22 protein-coding genes are annotated in these 15,033 nt (G+C 61.1%); 4 read left to right on the top strand and 18 right to left on the bottom strand.

Annotation, left to right across the window (positions count from 1 at the left end):
• Nucleotides 1-46: 46 nt before the first annotated feature.
• The 8 genes from GZ092_RS09075 to GZ092_RS09110 all read right to left on the bottom strand — a co-directional run bounded on the left by GZ092_RS09075 (nt 47) and on the right by GZ092_RS09110 (nt 5,604).
• Entirely contained in the window at nt 47-541 is a 495-nt protein-coding gene (locus GZ092_RS09075) for a heme-binding protein (RefSeq protein ID WP_293636069.1), read from the bottom strand.
• 381 nt (nt 542-922) lie between these two features.
• Nucleotides 923-1,348, bottom strand: coding sequence for a GNAT family N-acetyltransferase (locus GZ092_RS09080; RefSeq protein WP_293636070.1), 426 nt, complete (start codon nt 1,346-1,348; stop codon nt 923-925).
• A gap of 52 nt (nt 1,349-1,400) precedes the next feature.
• Entirely contained in the window at nt 1,401-1,682 is a 282-nt protein-coding gene (locus GZ092_RS09085; protein WP_293636071.1) for a DUF1778 domain-containing protein, read from the bottom strand.
• A 14-nt stretch (nt 1,683-1,696) separates the two neighbouring features.
• Complete coding sequence (locus GZ092_RS09090; RefSeq protein ID WP_293636072.1) at nt 1,697-1,882, bottom strand: hypothetical protein; 186 nt, start codon at nt 1,880-1,882, stop codon at nt 1,697-1,699.
• Nucleotides 1,879-2,538, bottom strand: coding sequence for a response regulator (locus tag GZ092_RS09095; protein ID WP_293636073.1), 660 nt, complete (start codon nt 2,536-2,538; stop codon nt 1,879-1,881). The genes GZ092_RS09090 and GZ092_RS09095 overlap by 4 nt, the downstream gene beginning before the upstream one ends.
• A gap of 17 nt (nt 2,539-2,555) precedes the next feature.
• On the bottom strand, nt 2,556-4,016 hold the full coding sequence (locus GZ092_RS09100) for an ATP-binding protein (RefSeq protein ID WP_293636074.1): 1,461 nt from the start codon (nt 4,014-4,016) through the stop codon (nt 2,556-2,558).
• A gap of 111 nt (nt 4,017-4,127) precedes the next feature.
• Entirely contained in the window at nt 4,128-4,583 is a 456-nt protein-coding gene (ybeY, locus tag GZ092_RS09105) for an rRNA maturation RNase YbeY (RefSeq protein WP_293636075.1), read from the bottom strand.
• Nucleotides 4,573-5,604 (bottom strand): PhoH family protein, encoded by a 1,032-nt coding sequence (locus GZ092_RS09110; protein WP_293636076.1) that lies wholly within the window; start codon nt 5,602-5,604, stop codon nt 4,573-4,575. Before GZ092_RS09110 ends, ybeY begins: the two co-directional genes overlap by 11 nt.
• A gap of 91 nt (nt 5,605-5,695) precedes the next feature.
• On the opposite strand from GZ092_RS09110, the gene ruvA reads away from it, so the two are divergent.
• The 4 genes from ruvA (at nt 5,696) to ruvB (ending at nt 8,061) form a co-directional block, all read left to right on the top strand.
• Nucleotides 5,696-6,268: a Holliday junction branch migration protein RuvA gene (gene ruvA / locus GZ092_RS09115; RefSeq protein WP_293636077.1), complete on the top strand. Its 573-nt coding sequence runs from the start codon at nt 5,696-5,698 to the stop codon at nt 6,266-6,268.
• 75 nt (nt 6,269-6,343) lie between these two features.
• A complete protein-coding gene (locus GZ092_RS09120; RefSeq protein ID WP_293636078.1) occupies nt 6,344-6,595 on the top strand; it encodes a type II toxin-antitoxin system prevent-host-death family antitoxin in 252 nt (83 codons plus the stop codon).
• The gene (locus tag GZ092_RS09125) at nt 6,592-6,984 is read left to right on the top strand and encodes a type II toxin-antitoxin system VapC family toxin (protein WP_293636079.1); all 393 of its coding nucleotides are present in this window, start codon (nt 6,592-6,594) and stop codon (nt 6,982-6,984) included. The genes GZ092_RS09120 and GZ092_RS09125 overlap by 4 nt, the downstream gene beginning before the upstream one ends.
• 6 nt (nt 6,985-6,990) lie before the next feature.
• Nucleotides 6,991-8,061, top strand: a complete 1,071-nt coding sequence (ruvB, locus tag GZ092_RS09130; protein WP_293636080.1) for a Holliday junction branch migration DNA helicase RuvB — start codon at nt 6,991-6,993, stop codon at nt 8,059-8,061.
• A gap of 49 nt (nt 8,062-8,110) precedes the next feature.
• Here ruvB and GZ092_RS09135 read toward each other — a convergent pair whose 3' ends face one another.
• The 10 genes from GZ092_RS09135 to GZ092_RS09180 all read right to left on the bottom strand — a co-directional run bounded on the left by GZ092_RS09135 (nt 8,111) and on the right by GZ092_RS09180 (nt 14,668).
• Nucleotides 8,111-9,406, bottom strand: coding sequence for an FAD-binding oxidoreductase (locus GZ092_RS09135; RefSeq protein ID WP_293636081.1), 1,296 nt, complete (start codon nt 9,404-9,406; stop codon nt 8,111-8,113).
• A 9-nt stretch (nt 9,407-9,415) separates the two neighbouring features.
• A complete protein-coding gene (locus GZ092_RS09140; protein ID WP_293636082.1) occupies nt 9,416-10,147 on the bottom strand; it encodes an amino acid ABC transporter ATP-binding protein in 732 nt (243 codons plus the stop codon).
• Nucleotides 10,144-10,794, bottom strand: a complete 651-nt coding sequence (locus GZ092_RS09145; RefSeq protein WP_293636083.1) for an amino acid ABC transporter permease — start codon at nt 10,792-10,794, stop codon at nt 10,144-10,146. Before GZ092_RS09145 ends, GZ092_RS09140 begins: the two co-directional genes overlap by 4 nt.
• 45 nt (nt 10,795-10,839) lie before the next feature.
• Entirely contained in the window at nt 10,840-11,592 is a 753-nt protein-coding gene (locus tag GZ092_RS09150) for an ABC transporter substrate-binding protein (protein ID WP_293636084.1), read from the bottom strand.
• 98 nt (nt 11,593-11,690) lie between these two features.
• Nucleotides 11,691-12,371, bottom strand: a complete 681-nt coding sequence (locus GZ092_RS09155) for a helix-turn-helix domain-containing protein (protein ID WP_293636085.1) — start codon at nt 12,369-12,371, stop codon at nt 11,691-11,693.
• Nucleotides 12,372-12,401: 30 nt separating this feature from the next.
• Complete coding sequence (locus GZ092_RS09160) at nt 12,402-12,869, bottom strand: hypothetical protein (RefSeq protein ID WP_293636086.1); 468 nt, start codon at nt 12,867-12,869, stop codon at nt 12,402-12,404.
• Nucleotides 12,850-13,185: a hypothetical protein gene (locus GZ092_RS09165; RefSeq protein WP_293636087.1), complete on the bottom strand. Its 336-nt coding sequence runs from the start codon at nt 13,183-13,185 to the stop codon at nt 12,850-12,852. Before GZ092_RS09165 ends, GZ092_RS09160 begins: the two co-directional genes overlap by 20 nt.
• Nucleotides 13,186-13,196: 11 nt before the next feature.
• On the bottom strand, nt 13,197-14,051 hold the full coding sequence (locus GZ092_RS09170; protein ID WP_293636088.1) for a hypothetical protein: 855 nt from the start codon (nt 14,049-14,051) through the stop codon (nt 13,197-13,199).
• 39 nt (nt 14,052-14,090) lie between these two features.
• Entirely contained in the window at nt 14,091-14,273 is a 183-nt protein-coding gene (locus GZ092_RS09175) for a DUF3606 domain-containing protein (RefSeq protein ID WP_293636089.1), read from the bottom strand.
• 86 nt (nt 14,274-14,359) lie between these two features.
• A complete protein-coding gene (locus GZ092_RS09180) occupies nt 14,360-14,668 on the bottom strand; it encodes a hypothetical protein (RefSeq protein ID WP_293636090.1) in 309 nt (102 codons plus the stop codon).
• Nucleotides 14,669-15,033: the final 365 nt, after the last annotated feature.

The raw sequence follows: 15,033 nt of genomic DNA on the forward strand, positions 1-15,033 counted from the left end.
AAGGTGCGTGCTGCGCATGGTGTTGTCCTGGACTGAACCGGCCTGCTTATTTCAGCTGGTCCTTGATTTTGTCGATGGCGGCCACGGCGCATTGTTCGTCCAGGTTGCCGCCCGGCGCGCCGCCCACACCCACCGCGCCAATCACTTCATTGCCCACCTTGACCGGCACCCCGCCACCCAGCAACAAATAACCGGGGATGTACACCAGGTTGGCCGCCGCCGGGTTCTTTTGCGAGCCCTCCATCATCGCCAGCGTGGTGTTTTTGGCCGATGCCGAGGTAAATGCCTTTTGCTGGCTGGCAGCCAAGGTGTGCGGGCCCGCATTGTCGGCACGCTGCACGGCACGGACAGTGCCAGCCCGGTCAACCACCGTGGCGCTGACGGCATAACCGTTGGCAGCACAGGCCGCCACGCTGGCCGAGGCCAGCTGGTTGGCCAATTCAAGCGACATGTTCTTTTCAGTGCGAACGGCTTGGGCGCTGGCGCCGGCTGCGGCGATCAGGGACAGGGCGAGGGCTGAGACTTTGAGGATGTTGCGCATGGGGTTCTCCATTTGATTAATTTGTTCGTTACCGGTTTGATTCACCGTGGATGAACTTTAAGAAATGGAGGGCAGATTGCCCATTCGTAGCGCTACGCGTAGGGCTCCGTAGAAATACGGAGGGGTGTCGGCTTGACCGATATGTCAGGCAGCAGATCTGGTTATTGCACCCAAGAAGCCGGCAGCCACCAGAACGAGTGTGGGGAGGCGTGTCAGCAGGAAGCCAGGTCCACGCTTGCAACTCCTGCCCGCCAAACCAGCGCAATAATCCGATTTATCGGTATTTTTCGGAGATATTCTTTCAAATCTGCAAACCTGCAAACCTGCAAACCTGCAAACCTGCAAACCTGCAAACCTGCAAGCCATCAACATCGACTCTTCTCATGCGCCCAGTGCCAGATACAAAACCATGGGGTCGTCGTTGCACACCGTGAATCCGTAGTGCAGATAAAAGGCTTTGGCCTGCTCGTTCTTGGCGTCCACCAGCAAGGCATAGGCTGCGACCTGCTTTTTTGCCTCAAGGCAACGTGCCACGGCGCAACCCATCAGCACTTTGCCTATGCCTTGGGCATGATGGGTTGATGCCACCGCAAAACGTCCCATGCGAAAGCAGGGTACGGGATAACGGGGCAGCTTTTTTTGGGCTTTTTCATCGAGTTGGGTTAGTCCCACCTGAGCGGCGCTCAACGTGTAAAAGCCCAGAATTGTTTGTGGCGCCTGCGAGTCGACCAACACCCTGATTGCGGCTACGCCCTTTTTGCTCTGTTGCACGGCCAGGCGGTGCAAATAGTCATCCAGTGCAGCCACGCCGCAGGTAAAGCCGTGACGCTGGTGCTGGTTGGGGTCCAGCACATGTTCTTCAAACACGCTTGACTTGCTCGGCCTCAAGCAGGGCCGACGCAAGTGCCGGGTTGGGGGTGAACCCCGTGGTGAAAGCGCCGTTGATGGCGGTTGTGAACGCATCAAAATCATGGGCTGTCATGGTGATGCGTGACTCTTGCTCAAGCAGGGCTGCTGCTTTTTCTTTAGCTGCCATTCGCACAAAAGACGCCATCGTTGTGCCCATCAAGGCCGCAGCGCGTGAAACCAGTTCTTTTTCAGCTGCGTCTATCTTCAAGTCAAAGCGGGCGCTGGCAAGCATGATGGATTCTTTTGTCAGATTTCGATACGGCATTTTACCGTATCTTCGTGCTGATGAGTTGTGGGGTTGAGCAAGGGTTTTATCGGCACCACATCGGGATCAAGAAAGCGTCCTAAAGGTCGTGTGTAGTTTTCATCAAATTCCCAACATTGGAAGTGAGCAGCAGGAGGTGGGCGAGAATCGTCCGCAGGGGAATTCAAGGGTTGTTTTCCACCAACCCCGCAAACCGCCGGATCAACTGCGCCAGCGATTCGGCCTCCAGCTTGGCAAACAAATTGGCGCGATGCGTCTCCACCGTACGCGGCGATACCTCCAGCGCCCGGCCAATTTCCTTGTTCGTCAGGCCGGCGACGATCAGGCCCAGTACTTCGCGTTCTCGTTCTGACAATTGCGCAAACCGTTCTTGCGCTTGCCGGTCGGTTTTGTTGCGTTCGCGTGACTTGACGTGCTGGCGCACGGCGTTTTGCAACGCTTCCAGCAGGTGTTCGTCATTGACGGGTTTTTCAAGAAACTCGGCCGCGCCCGACTTGAAGGCGCGGCGGCACATGTCGACCGTGCCGTGGCCGGTGAGCATGATGACGGGCTGGTCCACGCCCTGGCTGACCAGGGTTTCCAGCACGGTCAGCCCGCTGATGCCGGGCATGCGCACATCGAGCACGATGGCACCAATCGCCTGGCGGTCAAAACCCTGCATGAAGGCTTGTGGGTCGGACCACGGCTGCACGCGCAGGCCGACGGTGCCGATCAGCAGCGACAGCGCATCGCGCACGGCTTCGTCGTCATCAATCAGTTGGATCAGCGGTGAAAAGGGGCTGCCTGCTGATCTGTTGACAGGGTTTGCGCCGTGGGATGACATGGTTTTTGAGGCGTTGTTCATGACTTGTTGGCCCGTGGCAATGAGAGGCGAAACACCGCGCCGCGTGGCGTGTTGTGCGTGGCCGACAGGCTGCCGCCCATGCTGCCGGCCAGCGTCTCGCACAGGCTGAGGCCCAGGCCCAGCCCGCCTTCTCGCGTGCTGAAAAAGGGCTCAAAAATGCGCTGCAGCACGTCGGGTGCGATGCCGGGCCCGGTGTCGCTTACCTTCAAGATGCCGGAGTCGCCCTCTGTGCCCAGCTGCAAGGTCAGCTGGCGCTCTGGCGCGGGCACTTTGTCGAGTGCTTGCAGGGCGTTGGTCAGCAGGTTGTGAATCACCTGTTCCAGCGCGACCGGGTCGGCCAGCACGCGGGGTGATGCCTGCTGCCAACTGACTGTGGGCACGACGCCATGGCGGGCAAGCTCTGGCTCCAGCAGGTAAAGCGCGTTGTTGACGGCGTCTTCCAGGCTCACGCTGACGCTTTGCACCGCCATCGCGGGCCGCTCGACGGCGCGGCGCAGGCGGCCCACGACGCTGGATGCGCGGCGTGCCTGTTCGGCAGCTTGCGCCATGGCGTTGCGGGCAATGGCCAGTTCGGGCGGGTCTTCGTCCAGCAAGCGGCTGGCCGCCTGGGTGTTGGCCAGCACGGCAGTCAGGGGCTGGTTCAGCTCGTGCGCCATGCCCGCAGCCAGCTCGCCCAGGGTGTTCAGCCGCCCGACTTGGCCGAGCCGCAGCAGCTCTTCGGCACGCTGTTTTCCGGCGCGCTGGCGCAGCAGGGCGACCGTGCCCATCACCATCACGGCCACCAGCAGTGACCAGGCCAGCATCCAGGCCCAGGGCAGTTCGCCCCAGCCGACCTGGCGCAGCCCGACCACCTCAAAAGGCTGGCTGTCGGTGGCCAGGTGTTTATGAAATTCAAACCGCCAGCCGCCTTCGCCGATACGGCCAGGCTGCAATACGTAGCTTTGTTTGCCGTCGCTTAGCGTCATGCGCACGGGGCTGGTGTCAGGCGCCATCGGCCATTCGCTCCAGGGCACCACGGCGTGCAGGTCCAGTTGAATGCTGAAGCTGGTGGGCGCGGCGGCCAGTACCAGCTGGTAACGGCCACGCGCCAGGTCGGCAACTGCCAGCACGGGTCGCTGCAAGGCATGCGACAAGGCTTCGGCAGCAGCCAGGCGTTCATCGGTCCAGGCGGCATCGCGATCACGCCGCTGCACGCCAATGATCTGCGGGTAAACCGATGGCAGGCGCTGCTCGGGTTGCGAGGCGCCGTGCGGCGGTTGAATCAGCGCCAGCATGGCCATCACGGCGTCATGCTGCACGGCGCGCTGGCTCAGCAGCCGGTGGGCAATGCGCGCGTTGGTTTCAAAATCATCACGCAAGCGGTTCAGCTCAAGCCGCGCGAGCGCCACACCCCCCAGCGCACTGATGGCCAGCCACAGGACGGCGGGGATGAAAAAGCGTTGGGGCTTGCGGGTCATGCGGCATTCTTGCACGGCCTGAATGCCGTGGCATGGCCTCTGTTTTGCTATTGAATAAATAGCTAAAGATGCCCTTGGAACAAGCGCAAGCACCTGATTTGATGCAAAACCTCAGAGGTAGGGATTGGCAATGCCGAGTCTGGTCAGAATCTCGATTTCGCAGGCTTCCATCTCTTGCGCCTCCTCGTCGCTGGTTTCATGGTCCCAGCCCTGGGCATGCAGCGTGCCGTGCACCAGCAGGTGTGCGTAATGTGCCTGCAGGGTCTTGCCGTTTTCCTGCGCTTCCCGCGCCACCACCGGCGCGCACAGCACCAGGTCGGCGGTGACCACGGGTTCCTGCGTGTAATCGAAGGTCAGCACATTGGTCGCGTAGTCCTTGCCCCGGTAATCGCGGTTCAGCGTCTGGCCTTCTTCCTGGCCGACGATGCGCACGGTGATTTCGGCATCGCTTTGCAGCGCATGGCGGATCCAGCGGGTGACGCTGTGCCGTGGCAGGGCGGCGCGGTGCAGGGCGGCGTCGGGGAATTGTCCGAACTGCAGTGACAAACTCAGTGCATCAAGAGCCATTTCGGCTCCTTGCGCTTGTCCGGCGGATGGGAGTAGCTACTAAATCAATAGCGTCTTCTGCCGCTTCAACCACGGCCTTGGCATCGTCCCGGTTGCTGGGCGTCTTGTCGTAGGCGTCAACGATGCGCGCCACCAGCGGGTGGCGCACCACGTCGGCGCTGGTCAATCGGGTAATGGCGATGCCCTGCACGCGCTTGAGCACGCGTTCGGCATCGATCAGCCCGCTCATCTGCGTACGCGGCAGATCGACCTGGCTCACGTCGCCCGTCACCACGGCCTTGCTGCCAAAACCGATCCGCGTCAAAAACATCTTCATCTGCTCGGGCGTGGTGTTTTGCGCCTCGTCCAGGATGACAAAGGCGTGGTTCAGCGTGCGGCCACGCATGAAGGCCAGCGGCGCAATCTCGATCTGCTGGCGCTCGAAGGCTTTTTGCACCCGCTCAAAACCCATCAGCTCGTGCAGCGCGTCATACAGCGGCCGCAAATACGGATCGACCTTTTGCGCCATGTCGCCGGGCAAAAAGCCCAGACGCTCGCCAGCCTCGACCGCCGGGCGCGTCAGGACAATGCGCTGCACCGTGCTGCGTTCCAGCGCATCGACCGCGCAGGCCACGGCCAGATAGGTCTTGCCGGTGCCGGCCGGGCCAATGCCGAAGGTGATGTCATGTGCGGCAATGTTTTCCAGGTAGGTACCCTGGTTGACGGTGCGCGCGCGCAGATCGGCGCGGCGCGTCGTCAGCGTGATGCCGCCCTCTAGCGTGTTGAGCGCCATGTCGCCGGCCAGCATCAGTTGCACGGTTTCAGGCTCGATCGGCCGCTGGGCAATTTCATACAGCGCCTGCAGCACTTCCAGCGCCTGGGTCGCGCGCAGCTTGGTGCCGTCGATCTTGAACTGCTCGAAGCGGTGCGCAATCGTCACCTGCAGGCCCGCCTCGATGGTGCGGATGTGGATGTCCATGGGTCCGCACAGATTGGCCATGCGGGTGTTGTTGGGCGGCGTGAAGGTGTGGCGAAGCATCAAGGTCGGGGTTTCCTAAAGCAGTCAAAACAGGGCGGCAAAACGCGATTGTCTGCCTAAATCCGTGTCACTGGCCGGCTGCTAAGATTTGCCCATGATAGGAAGACTCACTGGCCAATTGGCCGAAAAAAATCCCCCCGAAATCCTGGTGGACTGCCACGGTGTCGGCTACGAAGTGCTGGTACCCATGAGCACCTTCTACAACCTGCCGGGACTGGGCGAGAAGGTCAGCCTGCACACCCATTTCATCGTGCGAGAGGATGCGCAACTGCTGTATGGCTTTGGCACCACTGCCGAGCGCGCCGCGTTTCGCCTGCTGATCAAGATCACCGGCATTGGTCCGCGCATGGCGCTCAGCGTGCTCAGCGGCATGAGCGTGGCTGACCTGGCGCAGGCGGTGACCCTGCAAGAAACCGGCCGCATCATCAAGGTGCCCGGTATCGGCAAGAAAACCGCCGAGCGGCTGCTGCTGGAGTTGAAAGGCAAGCTCGGTGCCGACATCGGTGCGCATGTCAGCGTGACCAATGAGGCGCAACTCGACATCCTGCAGGCGCTGGTCGCGCTGGGCTACAGCGACAAGGACGCCGCGTCGGCGCTGAAAGCCCTGCCGCAGGACGTGGGCGTGAGCGATGGCATCAAGCTGGCGCTGAAGAGCCTTGGGAAATAAATCCGGCCGGTCAGCTTGATCCAATTTCGATTGGATTGGTTAAACTAACCCGACTTAGTCCAGCAGGAGTCTTTGATGCAAACCGTCAACATCCACGAAGCCAAAACCCATTTGTCGCGGCTGGTCGAGCGGGCTTCCAAGGGCGAATCCTTCATCATTGCCAAGGCCGGCAAGCCGATGGTGCGGGTCGTGCCGATCGAACCCGAAACGCCACACATTCCGCAGCGTCTGGGGTTCATGAAAGGCAAGGGCAAAATTCCTGAAGATTTCGACACGATGTACGCCAAGGAAATCGAAGACCTGTTCAATGGCGATGACACGCTTTGAGCCAGCGCCTTTTGCTCGACACCCACTTGCTGCTATGGGCGGCCCTGTTTCCGGAGCGCCTGCCTGAACAAGCAGACCGGCTGATGCGTGATACGGCAAACACGCTGTATTTCAGCACCGTCAGCATTTGGGAAATCAGCATCAAGCTGAGCCGGCCACGCAAGGATCTGGCGATTGATGTCCAGGAGTGGCGAGCCGGCATGCTGCACAACGGCTACCAGGAACTGGTGATCATTTCCCTGCACGCCATGGACGTGCGCAACCTTCCCGATATTCACAAAGACCCTTTCGACCGCCTGCTGCTGGCCCAGGCGATGCGCGAAGACCTGACGCTGGTCACGGCCGATGCCCTGCTGGCCAGCTACCCCGGCCCCATCTTGAAGGTCTGAAACACCATGAGCATCCAAACCGACGACTTCGACATGGCCGACCTGCCGCCTGCCCGGCGCATGCTGTCGTCCGCCCCGGCTTCGCCGAAAGAAGAGGCCATCGAGCGCGCACTGCGCCCCAAACTGTTCGACGACTACGTCGGCCAGGCCAAGGCGCGCGAGCAGCTCGAAATCTTCATCGGCGCGGCCAACAAGCGCGGCGAGGCGCTGGACCATGTGCTGCTGTTCGGCCCGCCGGGCCTTGGCAAGACCACGCTGTCGCACATCATCGCGCACGAACTCGGCGTCAACATGCGCTCAACCTCTGGGCCGGTGCTGGAAAAGCCAAAAGACCTGGCGGCGCTGCTGACCAACCTGGAAAAGAACGACGTCCTGTTCATCGACGAGATCCACCGCCTGAGCCCGGTGGTCGAGGAAATCCTCTATCCGGCGCTGGAGGATTACCAGATCGACATCATGATCGGTGAAGGCCCGGCAGCGCGTTCCATCAAGCTTGACTTGCAGCCGTTCACGCTGGTCGGCGCCACGACGCGCGCCGGCATGCTGACCAATCCGCTGCGCGACCGCTTTGGCATCGTCGCCCGGCTGGAGTTCTACACGCCCGAAGAACTGGCGCGCATCGTCAAGCGCAGCGCCGGCTTGCTCAATGCGCCCATGGACGAGGAGGGCGGCTTTGAAATCGCCCGGCGCTCGCGCGGCACGCCGCGCATCGCCAACCGCCTGCTGCGCCGGGTGCGCGACTATGCCGACGTCAAGGGCAGCGGCACCATCACGCTGGACATTGCCAACCGCGCGCTGGCCATGCTGGACGTCGATCCGCTGGGGTTTGATCTGATGGACCGCAAGTTTCTGGAAGCGCTGATCCACCGCTTCGACGGCGGCCCGGTCGGGCTGGACAACATCGCCGCCAGCATTGGCGAGGAGCCGGGCACCATCGAGGACATGATCGAACCCTATTTGATCCAGCAGGGTTTCATCCAGCGCACCCCGCGCGGACGCATTGCCACGCTGGCGGCGTACCGGCACCTGGGCGTGGCGCCGCCGCGCAGCAATGGTGACACCTTGTTCGAGGCGTGAATGAAATCGGGTGGCGCTTGATTCCTGCCTCCCATAAACTCTGGGCGGCTTAAACGCCGCCGTCGGTCATCCGGTACCAGCCGATCACCGCCGAGACGTACAGGCGCCTCAGTCCGTAAAGCGGGAAGGGCTTGATGACCGACGGCGCAACCGGCAGCGCCCGCTTGTCGCCGCTGGTGATGTATTCGGCCAACGCCTGGCCCATGCGCGTTTGCAACCCCACGCCTCGTCCCTGGCAGCCGATGTCGATCAGCAAGCCCGGCGCCGGTTCGTGCAGATGCGGCAGGTAGTCGCGGGTGATGGCGACATGCCCGCACCAGCGGTAATCAATGGGAATGCCGGCTGCCTGCGGGAACAGCTTGCCAATCACGTTTTCCAGATGCGACCAGTCTGCGGGCTGAGTGGAGTCGGGTTCCCGGAAGGTACCGCGTCCTCCCATCAACAAGCGGCCACTGTGGTCGATGCGGTAATACAGCAGCAGGTTTCGAGCATCCGACGACACATGGCCTTCGGGCAGGATGCTTTTTCGCACTGCTTCGGGCAGCGGCTCGGTCGCGACCTGGAAGGAGTTGGCGTTGATGATCGACTTGGCCAGTTGCGGGCACAGCCCGTCGGTGTAGCCGTTGGTGCACAGCACCACGCGCTCGGCGCTGACAGTGGCGCCGCCTGCGGTCACCACCTTCCACTGGCCCTTGTCATGCTGCAGTTGCGTCGCCGGGCTGTCGGTGTGAATGACCACGCCGGCAGCAATGGCCGCACGCGCCAGGCCACGCACGTAGCTCAGTGGTTGCACCCCGCCGCCGCGCGGGTCCATCCAGCCACCCAGGTATTTGTCGGTGCCCAGCAGCCGGGCGGTTTCGGCCCGATCCAGCAGCTTTGCGCCGACGCCCTGCGCGCTCCAGTCGCGCACGCGCCGCTCGGCCATCTTGAGCGCGGCCGGCGTGTGTGCGCCTTGAATCCAGCCACGGCGCACCTGCGGCACGTCCATCTGGTGCTTGTCGATCAGGTTGAACACGGCATCGACCGTACTGGCAGCAAAATCGACCAGGCGCTGCCCTTTCTCGCGTCCGAACATCGCCATCAGCTCGCTCGGGTCGAACTTCATCCCTGGAATGACTTGTCCGCCATTGCGGCCGGAGCCGCCGAAACCGATGTCGCGCGCTTCCAGTACCACGACACGAACGCCGCGTTCCGCCAGGTGCAGCGCCGTGCTCAAGCCGCAGTAGCCCGCCCCGATGACGACCACGTCGGCTTTGGTATCGCTTTGCAGCGGTGTGGTGTCAGGCGCGGGCGCTGCCGTGGCGGCCCACAGGGACGGACTCAGGGGAAAGAATTCCTGTGACATTTTGGTGCTTTACATGGGGTGGAGAACACGCCGCAGGAAGTCCTGCGTACGTGGGTTTTGCGGGTTGTTGAGCACCTCTTTTGACGGGCCTTGCTCGACGATGATGCCGCCGTCGATGAAAATCACCCGGTCGGCCACTTCACGGGCGAACTGCATCTCGTGGGTGACCACGACCATGGTCATGCCGGCTTCGGCCAGCTTGCGCATCACGCCCAGCACTTCGCCCACCAGTTCAGGGTCGAGTGCCGACGTGGGCTCGTCAAACAGAATCGCTTCAGGCTGCATGGCAAGGGCGCGCGCTATCGCGACACGTTGTTGCTGGCCGCCTGACAGTTGCGGTGGATGCGCACTTTCCTTTTCCGCAAGTCCCACGCTGGCAAGCAGTTCGCGGGCCCGCGCGATGGCGGTTTCGCGCTTTTCGCCCTTGACGTAGACCGGCCCCTCAATCACGTTTTCAAGCACCGTGCGGTGCGGAAACAGATTAAAGCGCTGAAACACCATCGCCACCTCGGTGCGGATGGCCTTGATGGAGGCAGACTGATTGTCCACGCGCTGGCCGTGAATCTCGACGCTGCCGCCGCTGTAGCTTTCCAGCCCGTTGATGCAGCGCAGGATGGTTGATTTGCCCGAGCCTGAAGGCCCGATGATGCACACCACCTCGCCTTTGGAAACGCTGGCATTGATGCCCTTGAGAACCTGGTGCGTTCCATAGAATTTTTGCAGCTCGCGTATTTCAATCATTTCCTGTTCTTCTTTTCAAGATGGCGCACCAGCAGGATCAGTGGGACGCACATGACCAGGTAAATCAGCGCGACCAGCGTGAACACGGTCGCGTTCTGGAAAGTGGAGGTGGCGATCAGTTTGCCCTGCAGCGCCAGTTCAGCCACGGTAATCGTCGAGGCTTGCGACGAGTCCTTGAGCATCATGATCATGATGTTGCCGTAGGGCGGGAGCACGATCTTGACGGCCTGGGGCAATACCACCCGCCGCATCATCAGCCCCCAGCCCATGCCCATGGCCCTGGCCGCTTCCAGCTGGCCGGGATCCACTGCTTCAATGCCTGCGCGGAAGTTCTCGGCCTGGTAAGCCGAGTAGGCGATGCCCAGTCCAAGAATGCCGGCCTGCAGCGCCGAGAGCGAGATGCCTACGTCAGGCATGACGAAGTACAGGAAAAACAAAATCACGATGATCGGAATACCGCGCAGCAGATTGATGATGGCGGCGCTCAGATTGGCCAGCAAAGGAATACCGGACACCCGCATGATGGCCCACACCAGGCCCAGGACGGTCGACAGCAGCAGGGAGCCCAGCGTTACCAAAATGGTAAGCCAGGCACCCTGTAGCAAGATGGGCATGAACTCCAGGGCATGGTGCAGGAACTGAAGCATAGGTAGTCTTTTTCGGTAAGTAGCGCTTTAGGGTTCAGCCGGGACTCACAGGCCCCACTTTTTCAGGATGCCGTCGATCACGCCATTGGCCTTGAGTTTGGTCAGCGCTGCATTGATCTTGCCCATCAGTTCGGTGTCACCTTTGCGGGTGGCCATGCCGATGCTGTTCACCATGGTCGGCTTGAAGGTCGTGACCATGCGCAGGTTGGGAAACTGGCCCTTGGCGACGGCAAAGGCAGCGATGGGGTAGTCCAGAACGCCCGCGTCGATACGGCCTGCATTGGCATCGCGCATCAGGTCAGAGGTTGTTTCGTAGAGCTTGACCTCGGAAAACAGGCCGCTTTTTTGCAGCGGATCGACGAAAGCGGTCCCAACCTGCACCCCCACCCGTTTGCCCTTGAGATCGGCCATGTTCTGATAGGCGACTGTGTCCTGCTTCAGCACGACGACACCCTCGCCGTAGCTGTAGATGGGCAAGGAAAAGTCCACCACCTCCTGGCGTGTGGGCGTGATGAACATCGCTGCGGAGATCATGTCGATGCGCTTGGACGTCAGCGAGGAGATCAAGGCTGAAAACTGCATGGGCTCGATCTGCACCCCGAAGCCGGCTTCCTTGCCTACCGCATTGACGATGTCAACCATCACACCGTCAATGGTGTTGGTCTTGGTGTCCAGGAAGGTGAACGGCGTGCCTGTTGGCGTGGAGCCGACCTTCAAAACCGTCTGAGCCGAGGCGGTGCCGGCCATGGACAGCGTAAAGGTCACAAAAAGAGCCGATGCAAGCGTTGCGAGTTTCATGGTGCGTTTCCTTTTTTCAGTCAGATAAAAAATCATGCCGCTGTTGCAAGGGGGCCAGACCTGGCGGCGTTTCATGGGGTGGCCGTAAGAGTTGTCGGCTACTTCAGCGCGCGGGAAATAGCCCAGAGCACTGTGGTGACCGAGGGACCTGGGTTGCGCCACCGGCGCGGTGTTACGCCGTCATAGCAAAAGCTGTCGCCGCCCCGCAGACGGTAAAGGTGGTCCTGGATGAACAGTTCAAGCTGGCCTTCGACCACATAGCCGACCTGCTCGCCTTTGTGGGTGAAAAACAGCGCATCGCCTGTTGAGCCGCCCGGTTCAATCACGGCCCGGTAGAGTTCAACGCCACCGGTCGAACCCGGCGGCGTCAGCTTTTCCTTGTGGATGCCCTTGTCGCCCAAATCAATGCGCTGGTGCTTGCCGGCGCGTACCACTGCACGCTCCGATGCGCCTTCGTTCTGGTCGTGCTGGGTGTTTCGGATGAGTGTTTCCAGCGGCAATTGCAACTCGTTGGACAGCGCTTCAAGCGTTCGCAGCGAAATCGAGCGCAATCCGCGTTCAATCTGGCTGAGCAGGCTGACTGAAATGCCGCAACCCTGGGCGACCTGTTGCAGGGGCCGTCCCAGCGCTTTTCTGCGGTGGCGCACCTGCTCTCCCAGCCAGAGGTCAATCACGGAATTGATCCGCTGCGCAGGAAACGCAGGAGATACAGGCGTAGCTTTCCATGGCTCGATTTGTTCGGCTGGGGCTTCGGCAGTGGGGGAAGGGGGCTGACTCATGTCTATGGGCGTAGCGTGTTAAATTTTCACTTATGTGTAATTTTTACATAGCAATTGTTGCGCCAGTCTAGACAGGAGTGACTCGACTTCCATTAGGGCGAACCCTTGCCATGCATTGGGATGGCCTTGTCTTGTCGAAATTTCCCAAGTAAAGGGAAGATTTTTTCCAGCTACCTGCCCGGAAGGAAGTGCATGCAGTTGCGGATGAGTTTTTTTGGGCGGAACCTCAGTGAAACGATCAGGCTTGTTGCTATGCACACTGATGGTGCAGGCTGAACGGGATGTGCCCCTTTTTTGCCACAGGTATCTTGTGATGGACTTCCAAGCCCTTATGGTCGGGCTGCACGTTTTCTGTTGTACACGACCGGCCAGCGCCAGTTCATTCCAGCGGTCATGATGCAGAAAGAGATCCGGATTTTTGTTCCATGAGACGGCAAGGCAAGGCAATGCACGGCGTTGCGCCCATGTGCGGATCGGATCACCAGTTCTGCCGGACATATGCCGGCCGAATCCGCATTTTTTTCACGATCCCGGACGGTGCGAACAGAATGACGAATTCGGCATTCTTCGGCTCGCTCCTCAGTGGATTGCTTCGGTAAACCCAGACCTCATAGGCGCTGTCGAACCGGACCACTGTGGCCGGGCCAAGCGCCGCCACCACATCTGCTTTGCGGGACTGGCCAATCACGACTGCCCCGCTCGCGGCCTGCATCGACAGGCCGGAATCACGAAACGGGCCGGTCGTGCCCGCAGGGCCGAACGGCCCGGCGCAACCGGCCAGCCACAGGCACACGGTCAACAGCCAAGGCAGCACGGAGCCAACCCTCATTCATCCTCCATGTACTCAAATTCGACCCGCGTGTCGTCAGGCCAGCTGCGGTCGCCCAGCGGAAGCACATAGGTACGGTCCACCAGCACCTCGCAATCGCAATAGGGCAGTTCGTCCTTTAGCTTCGGATCGTCGCTGGCGGCCGCGTAGAGCATGTCGATAGGCAGGATTTCGCGCCGCTGGCCGGCGACCAGCGTGACGCTGAACAGCGGCCGGTCGGCAAAGAACAGGTAGAGCGGCGCCTGCCGGTCGCAGTAGGCCGGCGTGTCCAGCAAGGCCTTGACCATCCGGCCCACGATGTTGCTCCGGTTGGAAATCAGGCCGGCTTCCATGCCCACCCGGCATTCCATCCGCAGGTCGCCCAGGCGCCGCGTGTAGGGCGGCAGACCGGGCGTTTTGATCTCGCTGCGCCAGGTCATGCTTTGCGCCCTGCGGTTGGGCGACACCTGGGCATTTTCGTCGTAGGCCTGCTGGCTGCGCGCCAGCGTGAAGGTCTGGTCCGGCGCAATCGGCACCACAAAATCCACCGTGGTGCCAACCACTTCCATTTCGATGCGCTGCATGTCGGTGTCCGGCCGGCGCGGCAGCAGTTTGAAGCGCAGCGATGCGTCGGGGGAGTGCAGGCCGCGCTCCTGCTCGAACAGGTCCATTCCCCTGATCATTTTTCGATATGATTTTTCGACAGGGTCTGGGTTCGCCTTGGCGGAGATCGTGACCGTTGGGAGATTCCCGCCGGTTTTATCCTGCGCCGCCGCGTTCAGACAAGCGGATGCGGCAAGGCATGTCCAGGCCATCGGCTTGAACAAGCGCAGAAAAAACAAGCCGTTGGCGGGCACTTCAACAGTCGGCATGGCATTTTTCGTGACGGAAGATGACATGCTCCGCTGCGCTTATTGGTGCGACGCCAGATACTCGCGCACGGCCGTGACGTGTTCGCCGACCTGGGTCACCGCTTGTGCCAGTTCGGGCTCGGTGCAGTGCAATTCCTTGCTCCAGTACGCAAGTTCCTCCCGGTCGATGATGTCGATGCGACCGGGGTCCAGGGGTTTGAAGGGGATTGGATGGTCGGGCATGTCGGGCTCCTCTGAGTTGGTTGCACCCTCAACGATACTGGCGTCCCTGTCGCGAGGCAATACCTTCAAGCCGCCCGACCGCCGGTTCAGCCCCTGTCTGCCCGGCGCGGACGCACCTCGGTTCCGCCCCTGCCTGCGGTCCGGCCAGTAACGGTGTCCGACACGCCGGCCAGCGTGCCCACTCCTGGGCAGCCCTGGTCATCGTTGACGTACACCAGCGTCGCGCCCCGGCCAAAGCGCTGAGGCACGGTCCGGTGGTATTCATACCGTGTGTCCACCGGTGCGTCGCTGGACTGGTGGATCAGGCTGCCGGCAGGGTTGTACACGCTGTAGCAGCCGGCATGGGCCGACATCGTCAGGCAGCAGGCCGCAAGCATGGCAAAAACGTTTTTCAAGATCAGTCTCCAGTCATTGGGTTTGATCATACGCAGTCCCCCGGCCCTGCACTGTAGGACGTGCGAGCATTTCGCACGCTTCGGCAAGCCTGAGATTTCGACGCACCGGCGCCTGTCTTACATGCTGGAGGAAGGCGTAAATTCAGTATGAAGTCGTTGCAATGGCTGAACGTCTCCCGCCTGACCGTCCGGGGTCTGCATCCGGAATGCATCCAGATGGCTGACTGCGTGGCCTTTTCCTGGCGGGGGGATTTGACGGCGCTTTGCAATCCGCATGAAAAACGATCACGGCCTTGTTTCACCTTGCCGTGATGCCGTAATAAGTGGCATTTACTATTTATTTGATAGCTGCTTGCGACCGGCCG

The organism is Polaromonas sp. (assembly GCF_010365105.1).
GTDB lineage: Bacteria > Pseudomonadota > Gammaproteobacteria > Burkholderiales > Burkholderiaceae_C > Polaromonas.

Excerpts from the sequence above, each read along its gene's own strand:
- GZ092_RS09075 (WP_293636069.1), bottom strand. The coding sequence starts at position 541 with ATGCGCAACATCCTCAAAGTCTCAGCCCTCGCCCTGTCCCTGATCGCC.
- GZ092_RS09085 (WP_293636071.1), bottom strand. The coding sequence starts at position 1,682 with ATGCTTGCCAGCGCCCGCTTTGACTTGAAGATAGACGCAGCTGAAAAA.
- GZ092_RS09095 (WP_293636073.1), bottom strand. The coding sequence starts at position 2,538 with ATGTCATCCCACGGCGCAAACCCTGTCAACAGATCAGCAGGCAGCCCC.
- GZ092_RS09100 (WP_293636074.1), bottom strand. The coding sequence starts at position 4,016 with ATGACCCGCAAGCCCCAACGCTTTTTCATCCCCGCCGTCCTGTGGCTG.
- ybeY (WP_293636075.1), bottom strand. The coding sequence starts at position 4,583 with ATGGCTCTTGATGCACTGAGTTTGTCACTGCAGTTCGGACAATTCCCC.
- ruvA (WP_293636077.1), top strand. The coding sequence starts at position 5,696 with ATGATAGGAAGACTCACTGGCCAATTGGCCGAAAAAAATCCCCCCGAA.
- GZ092_RS09120 (WP_293636078.1), top strand. The coding sequence starts at position 6,344 with ATGCAAACCGTCAACATCCACGAAGCCAAAACCCATTTGTCGCGGCTG.
- ruvB (WP_293636080.1), top strand. The coding sequence starts at position 6,991 with ATGAGCATCCAAACCGACGACTTCGACATGGCCGACCTGCCGCCTGCC.
- GZ092_RS09135 (WP_293636081.1), bottom strand. The coding sequence starts at position 9,406 with ATGTCACAGGAATTCTTTCCCCTGAGTCCGTCCCTGTGGGCCGCCACG.
- GZ092_RS09140 (WP_293636082.1), bottom strand. The coding sequence starts at position 10,147 with ATGATTGAAATACGCGAGCTGCAAAAATTCTATGGAACGCACCAGGTT.
- GZ092_RS09145 (WP_293636083.1), bottom strand. The coding sequence starts at position 10,794 with ATGCTTCAGTTCCTGCACCATGCCCTGGAGTTCATGCCCATCTTGCTA.
- GZ092_RS09150 (WP_293636084.1), bottom strand. The coding sequence starts at position 11,592 with ATGAAACTCGCAACGCTTGCATCGGCTCTTTTTGTGACCTTTACGCTG.
- GZ092_RS09155 (WP_293636085.1), bottom strand. The coding sequence starts at position 12,371 with ATGAGTCAGCCCCCTTCCCCCACTGCCGAAGCCCCAGCCGAACAAATC.
- GZ092_RS09160 (WP_293636086.1), bottom strand. The coding sequence starts at position 12,869 with ATGTCCGGCAGAACTGGTGATCCGATCCGCACATGGGCGCAACGCCGT.
- GZ092_RS09170 (WP_293636088.1), bottom strand. The coding sequence starts at position 14,051 with ATGCCGACTGTTGAAGTGCCCGCCAACGGCTTGTTTTTTCTGCGCTTG.
- GZ092_RS09175 (WP_293636089.1), bottom strand. The coding sequence starts at position 14,273 with ATGCCCGACCATCCAATCCCCTTCAAACCCCTGGACCCCGGTCGCATC.